Origin of the sequence: Streptomyces sp. NPDC060031, assembly GCF_042736805.1 — a bacterium.
In the GTDB taxonomy this organism is placed as follows: domain Bacteria; phylum Actinomycetota; class Actinomycetes; order Streptomycetales; family Streptomycetaceae; genus Streptomyces.
Genome location: NZ_JBHWVM010000056.1, coordinates 42,542 through 49,554 on the forward strand (window position 1 = coordinate 42,542; position 7,013 = coordinate 49,554).

At 72.3% G+C, this 7,013-nt stretch carries 6 protein-coding genes; 3 read left to right on the plus strand and 3 right to left on the minus strand.

Annotation, left to right across the window (positions count from 1 at the left end):
- Positions 1-158 precede the first annotated feature (158 nt).
- Positions 159-1,139 carry a glycosyltransferase family 2 protein gene (locus ACFWB8_RS23685; protein ID WP_385230431.1) on the plus strand — a complete coding sequence of 327 codons (981 nt, stop codon included), beginning with the start codon at positions 159-161 and terminating at the stop codon, positions 1,137-1,139.
- Complete coding sequence (locus ACFWB8_RS23690; protein ID WP_385230434.1) at positions 1,136-2,500, plus strand: polysialyltransferase family glycosyltransferase; 1,365 nt, start codon at positions 1,136-1,138, stop codon at positions 2,498-2,500. Before ACFWB8_RS23685 ends, ACFWB8_RS23690 begins: the two co-directional genes overlap by 4 nt.
- Before the next feature lie 40 nt (positions 2,501-2,540).
- On the opposite strand, the gene leuE is transcribed toward ACFWB8_RS23690, so the two are convergent.
- Together leuE and ACFWB8_RS23700 are read right to left on the minus strand one after the other, a co-directional pair.
- The gene (gene leuE / locus ACFWB8_RS23695) at positions 2,541-3,194 is read right to left on the minus strand and encodes a leucine efflux protein LeuE (RefSeq protein ID WP_385230437.1); all 654 of its coding nucleotides are present in this window, start codon (positions 3,192-3,194) and stop codon (positions 2,541-2,543) included.
- Between the two features lie 63 nt (positions 3,195-3,257).
- On the minus strand, positions 3,258-4,835 hold the full coding sequence (locus tag ACFWB8_RS23700; protein WP_385230440.1) for a methylmalonyl-CoA mutase: 1,578 nt from the start codon (positions 4,833-4,835) through the stop codon (positions 3,258-3,260).
- A gap of 180 nt (positions 4,836-5,015) precedes the next feature.
- On the opposite strand from ACFWB8_RS23700, the gene ACFWB8_RS23705 reads away from it, so the two are divergent.
- Positions 5,016-5,903 (plus strand): L,D-transpeptidase family protein, encoded by an 888-nt coding sequence (locus tag ACFWB8_RS23705; RefSeq protein WP_385230443.1) that lies wholly within the window; start codon positions 5,016-5,018, stop codon positions 5,901-5,903.
- A gap of 213 nt (positions 5,904-6,116) precedes the next feature.
- Here the strand turns inward: ACFWB8_RS23705 and ACFWB8_RS23710 are convergent.
- Positions 6,117-7,013 (minus strand): hypothetical protein (locus tag ACFWB8_RS23710; protein ID WP_385230446.1); only part of this gene is annotated, 897 nt, incomplete at its 5' end.

Sequence of the window (7,013 nt, forward strand, 5' to 3'; positions counted from 1 at the left end):
CAATTTCGGTGATCGGCCCAACGACCGCACAACAGCGGGTTAACAACCCGTCGACGAAATGCGAAAGAGCACGGGTTAACGCGCCTGCCGCGCGTCGTTCACACGGAATCCGCGTCCGGGCCATGATGAATGCCGAGCGGCGGCCTAATGTCTCCCGGGTGCTCAAGCTCTCTGTTGTCGTGCCGTTCTTCAACGTGCAGACATACGCGCCGGACGCCCTGAAAAGTCTCGAACTCAACGCCCGGGACGACTTCGAGTTCCTGCTCGTCGACGACTGCTCGACGGACGGGACGCCCGAACTCCTGGAGCGCGCCGCGCGCGACCTTGCGGGCGCGGTGCACCTCAGACGCGACCGGAACGGCGGCCTGGCCTGCGCCCGGAACACGGGCCTGGACGCGGCCCGCGGCGAGTACATCGCCTTCCTCGACGGGGACGACTGGCTGGCGCCGGGCCACCTCGCCCGGACACTGGCCGCCATCGAGGCCCTGAGCTGCGATTTCGTCCGTACCGACCACGTCCAGTGCACCGGCCGCACGCGGCAGGTCAAGCGGGTCCCCTACGGGCCGCAGGCGGTCGTCGCCGCCCCGCGCCGCGGGATCCTGCCCGCCACGCGCCCGACCTCGGTGGACTATCCGTACGCGTGGGCCGGCATGTACCACCGACGGCTGCTGGACCGCGGGCTGCTGCACTTCACCGACGGGCTGCGGACGGCGGAGGACCGGCCGTGGATCTGGCGGCTGCACCGGGAAGCGGAGAGCTTCGCGGCGGTCGGCCTGCCCGGAATCTTCTACCGGCGCGGGATTTCCACCTCTCTGACGCAGATCGGGGACGAGCGGCAGCTCGATTTCATTCGCGCATTTGATCAAGTCCTGTCGGATACGGCAGCGGACCGGGAAGCCGATCTCCTGCTGCCGAAAGCCGTCCGAACATATTGTGCAATCATCGCGCACCACATCGGATCCATCGAAAGGTTCGAACCGGCCGTGGCCAGGAATCTCCGCTCCATGAGCAGGGCCGCGCTCGGCCGCATGCCGCAGGACGTGCTGGACGAGGCCCTGAACGCGATGGACCTCGAACGCGCCGACCGGCTGCGCCGCCTGCGCCGCCGCCCCTCGGGAGCCACGGGGGCCGCGGCGTGAGCGTCACCCAGATCTTCCTGGCCTCCACCCTGTACGGCGCGGCCACCCTCGCCGCCGGGATCGACGCGGGCACCTTCCCGCCCGCCGGCCGCCGGATCCTGCTGGCCAGCAACCACTCCGTCACCGCCGAGATCGCCCCGGGCCTCGCGGACATGCCGGGCTTCACCACCCTGCGCACCCGCTTCGACGAGGTGCTCGACTGGAACGCCGTCATCGCCCCGCAGCACCCGAGCACCTGGGCCCCCCGGCCCGACGACGTCCCGCTGTGGGAACGGCAGTTGCGCGCCCTGTGGGCCATCGGCGAGGACCGCGTCGAGCTGATCGTGGAGTCCCTCCAGGTCCCGCCCGCCCAGAGCCTGTGCCGGCTCTTCCCCGGCGCGACCGTGGACGTCTACGCCGACGGGCTGATGAGCTACGGCCCCACCCGCTTCCGCCTCGACCCCCAACTCGGCATGCGCGTACGGCGGGTGCTGCACCTGGACCTCGTACCGGGGCTGGAGCCGCTGCTGCTCACGGAGTTCGGCGTACCCGCGGAGCTGGTCCCGGCGTCGGCCTTCCTGAAAATCCTGGCCGAACTCACCCTCGAATCATCGGAGTCGGACACACCGGCCATCCCCGGCGCGCCGGCCGGCGAGCCCCCGGCCCCGGCGCTGCTGCTGGGCCAGTACCTCTCCGCGCTCGACCTGATGTCCGCCGCCGAGGAGGAGGAACTGCACGTCGAGATGGTCCGCGGCGCGCACGCCCTGGGCCACCGGGAGCTGGTCTTCAAACCGCACCCCGGCGCCCCCGCCGCCTACTTGCGCCGCGCCGAGGAGGAAGCCGGGCGGCTCGGCGCCCGGCTCACGGTGGTCGCCGCCCCGGTGCTCGCCGAAACCCTCTACGAGCGGCTGCGCCCGGCCCTGGTGGTCGGCTGCTTCTCCACCGGGCTGCTCACCGCGGCCACGCTGTACGGACTCCCGGTCGCCCGGACCGGCACCGCCGCCGTACTGGCCCGCCTCACCCCGTACCAGAACAGCAACCGCATCCCGCTGACCGTGGCCGACGCGGCCCTGCCGGACCTGGCGGACGCGGCGGCCGTACGCTCCTGGACCCCGCCGGGCCCCGAACGGGTCGCCGCGGAGCTGACCGGCCTGCTCACGGCCGTCGGGTTCACGATGCAGCCGCAGATCCTCGCGGCCCGGCGCGCGGAGGCCGAGCAGTACCTGGCCCGGCACCTGGGCCCTCACACCTGGCGCTACTTCAAGCGCCGCCGGCTGACCACCCTCGGCCTGCCGGGCGGCATTCCGGCGCGGCTGTCCTTCCTGCCCCGGCACCCGGCGGTCCGCCGCCTGGCGCGCCGGCTGCGCAAGGCGATCGGCTGACCGGCGGGCCGGCAGGCCGGCGGCCGGCCGGTCCGCCGGCTCAGCCCATGGCGAGCTTCGCGGCGAAGCCGAGGAACAGCACCCCCGCCGCGGAGCTCGCACCGGCGGCCAGCCGCTTGCGGCGCCGGAAGGCCGCCGAGAGCCGGGCCCCGGTGAAGATCAGCGTGGTCAGGTAGAGGGCGCTCACCAGCTGGGACACGGCGCCCAGCAGCAGGAACGACAGTGCGGGGTAGGCGTAGCCGGGATCCACGAACTGCACGAAGAAGGACAGCAGGAACAAGATGGCCTTCGGGTTGAACAGGCTCACCACCAGCGCCCGCCGGTAGGTCCGCTCGACCTTCACCGCGGGCTCGGCCTCCTCCTGGAGCAGCTCGGCGCGGCGCTGCTCGCGCTCGCGCCACATGGTCCAGGCGGCCCGCATCATCCCGACGGCGAGCCACGCCAGGTATCCGGCGCCGAGGAACTTCACCACGGAGAACAGCAGCGGGCTGGTCTTCAGCAGCGCGCCCGCACCGGCGGCGGTGAGCACCATCAGCACGGTGTCCCCGGTGAACACGCCGGCGGCGGCCGTGTACCCCTTGCGCACACCGCCGCGCGCGGCGACGGACAGCACGTAGAGCGAGTTCGGCCCCGGCAACAGAATGATCAGTACGAGTCCGGCCATGTAGGTCGGCAGATCGGTGACTCCCAGCATGTTTCCGAGTTTCGCACGGGTGTCCATACCGGTTCTCCGAGGCCGCACAGCGGCGGGATCCGCTCAGAACACGTCCGCCGGGACGTACGTCCCCCACACCTCCCGCAGTGCCCCGCAGACCTCCCCCACCGTGGCCCGCGCCTTCAGCGCCTCCTTCATCGGATACAGCACGTTCGCCGAGCCTGCCGCCGCCTCCCGGACCCCCGCGAGCGCCGCGGCCACCGCCCCGGCGTCCCGGTCCGCCCGCAGCGCGGCCAGCGCCGCCCGCTGCCGCGCCTCGATCTCCGGGTCCACCCGCAGCGGCTCGTACGGTTCCTCGCGCTCCAGCGCGTACCGGTTGACGCCCACCACCACCCGCTCCCCGCTCTCGGTCTCGCGCGCGATGCGGTACGCGTTCCGCTCGATCTCCCCCTTCTGGAACCCGGCCTCGATCGCCGCCACCGCCCCGCCCAGGTCCTCCACCCGGCGCATCAGCGCGAGCGCCGCCTCTTCCACGTCGTCCGTCATCCGCTCCACCGCGTACGACCCCGCGAAGGGGTCCACGGTGTGCGGCACGTCCGTCTCGTACGCCAGCACCTGCTGCGTCCGCAGCGCGAGACGGGCCGATTTCTCCGTGGGCAGGGCGATGGCCTCGTCGAAGGAGTTGGTGTGCAGCGACTGGGTGCCGCCGAGCACCGCGGCCAGCCCCTGCACGGCGACCCGTACGAGATTGAGCTCCGGCTGCTGCGCCGTCAGCTGCACCCCGGCCGTCTGGGTGTGGAAGCGCAGCATCAGCGACTTCGGGTCCCGGGCCCCGAACTCCTCGCGCATCACCCGCGCCCAGATCCGCCGGGCCGCCCGGAACTTCGCGACCTCCTCCAGCAGGGTGGTGCGGGCGACGAAGAAGAAGGACAGCCGGGGCGCGAAGGCGTCGACCGGCATCCCGGCGGCCAGCGCGGTGCGCACGTAGGCGATCCCGTCGGCCAGCGTGAAGGCGATCTCCTGCGCGGGCGAGGCCCCGGCCTCGGCCATGTGGTAGCCGGAGATGGAGATGGTGTTCCACTTGGGGATCTCTTCCCGGCAGTACCGGAAGGTGTCGGCCGTCAGCCGCAGCGACGGCTCGGGCGGGAAGATGTACGTGCCGCGCGCGATGTACTCCTTCAGAACATCGTTCTGGATCGTCCCCGTCAGCCGGTCGGCCGTGACCCCCTGCTCCTCGGCGACCAGTTGGTACAGCAGCAACAGCAGCGCGGCGGGCGCGTTGATGGTCATCGAGGTGGAGACCCGGTCCAGCGGGATCCCGTCGAACAGCACCCGCATGTCGTCGAGCGAGTCGATCGCGACGCCCACCTTGCCGACCTCGCCGTGCGCGAGCGGGGCGTCGGAGTCGTGCCCCATCTGGGTGGGCAGGTCGAAGGCGACGGACAGCCCGGTGCCGCCGCCCGCGATGAGCTGCCGGTACCGCGCGTTGGACTCGGCGGCCGTCCCGAAGCCGGCGTACTGCCGCATCGTCCACGGCCGTCCGGTGTACATGGTGGGGTAGACACCCCGTGTGTACGGGTATGCCCCTGGTGAACCCAGTTTGGTCTCCGGGTCCCATCCCGTCAGATCCCCCGGCCCGTAGACGGGTTCGACCGGGATTCCGCTCTCGGTGCTTGCCATGTGACGTAGTCCTCCGTAGAGCAATCGCCCCCGGGCCTGATACAACCTTGCCCGCGACGGCAGTGACCGTCCGCGTGGCGGACGCTGGTCACAATGGCGCAACATCCCGTGATCGTGTGCAACTCTCCACGCCCGTCAGGCATCACCTAGATACACGACGTCAGAATTCGGGGGAATGCAATGCTCCGCCTGCACCGCCAGAGAGTCATAATCCGCACGCTCGGGGTGGCCACCGCCGTCGCGCTCGCCGCGACCGCCTGTGGGCCGCAGAAGTCGGAGTCCAAGGGCTCAGCTTCCGCGTCCCCCTCCGCGCCCGCGGCGGACCCCACCCCTTCCGCCTCGGCCTCCTCGGACGCCAAGCCCGGCGACGCCTCGCCGTCGCCGTCCGCCTCGGCCTCCGCCTCGAAGTCCCCCTCGCCCTCGCCCTCGCCGACCGTGAAGCAGGTCATGGCCAACGGCGACGACAGCGAGCAGGTCCGCGAGCTCCAGGCCCGCCTGCGCCAGCTCAAGCTGATGACGGTGGCGCCGACCGGGTTCTACGGTTCGAAGACGACCGCCGCGGTCAAGTCCTTCCAGGGCAAGAACAAGCTCACCGCCACCGGTGGCGTGGACGAGCCCACCTGGAAGAAGATCCAGAGCCTCACCAAGAAGCCCACCGCCGACGAGCTGCGCCCGCCGGCCGTCAACGAGGCCGACGCCCCGGACCCGCGCTGCATGGAGGGCCGGGTGATGTGCATCAGCAAGGAGAGCCGCACCCTCGCCTGGATGATCGACGGCAAGGTCGTCTCCACGATGGACGTCCGCTTCGGTTCGGAGAACACCCCGACCCGCGAAGGCGTCTTCAACGTGGGCTGGAAGGCCAAGGAATGGACGTCGACGATCTACCACACGCCCATGCCGTACGCGATGTTCTTCAGCGGCGGCCAGGCGGTCCACTACTCGGCGGACTTCGCCGCCCGCGGCTACGCCGGGGCCTCGCACGGCTGTGTGAACGTCCGGGACAAGGCCAAGCTGTCGGCGCTGTTCGACGCGGTCCAGGTCGGCGACAAGGTCGTCGTCTACTGGTGAGCCGCTCCCGGAGGCGGTCGGAGAAGTAAGGGGCGCGGGCAGGGCCGGGGGAACGTGCCCCGCCCGCGCCGGTTGCGCAGAGCCCAGGGGTACGGGGGGAACCCCGGCTCATGCGCGGCCGATGACCAGTCGGCTCGATACGTACTGCGCCGCCGGTTCGAAAAGTGTTACAGCCGCGTCGGCGAATGTTTCAGGCCACTGTCCGATACCCGTTCAGCGGCGGGCGCGCAGCAGCAGCGAACCGTCCGCCGGCAGCGCCGGGGTGAGCGTCGGGGCCCGCAGTACGCCGCCCCCCTGGTCGGCGCGACCGGGGTCCGCGCCCGGAGCGCCCGGCGCGTCGCTGTGTGTGGCGCCGTCGGAGCCCCCGGCCAGCAGGGACTCGCAGTAGCGCGGGATGCGCGTGAGTCCGTTGGCCAGCCGCGTGAGCTTCTCGCGGCGTTCGTCGTTGAGGCGGCCCGCCCGGAAGTCCTGGCAGAGGTTCACCGCGCGCAGGCGGTTCTCCCGGTCCTTGGCGGCGGTGCCGCCGTCCAGGAAACGGTCCTTGGTGGTGCCGCCGTCCTTGCCTGCGGTGGCCGCCCCGTTCGCGGACGGTTCCGTCACGGTTCCGCCGCCCTCGACCGCTCCGGTTCCGGGCGTCGTACGGTCTCCCGTGCCCGGCGCGGCGCCGGTGCCCGGGGTGCCGCTCACACCCTCGCCGCCGCGCGGCGGCGAGGGCTGGAACCCCGGGGTGAGGGCCGGGTTCGGGCCGGCGCCGTCGGGGGCGGGCGAGTCGCCTGAGCTCACGGACACCGCCGGGGCGGGTCCCGCGGTGGCGTGCCGGGGCCCGTCCAGCAGCCCGGCCCCCGCGGCGGCGGCCAGTCCGCCGAAGGCGACGCTGGCCAGGGCGGCGGCGAGCCCGAACCGCACGGGCCGCATGCGCCGGCCGTCCACCAGGGAAACAGGGGCGGAACCGGCGGCGGGCGCGGACGCGTGGACGGCGGCCGGGTGCCACGGGCTGAGGTCGACCACCGGTTCCCCGGCGCCGAAGGCATCGGTCCGGACCGGGGCGGCGGCGGGCGCCGCGCCGCGCGCCGCGCGGAAGGCGGCCAGCGCGGCGGCCTCCCCGGGCAG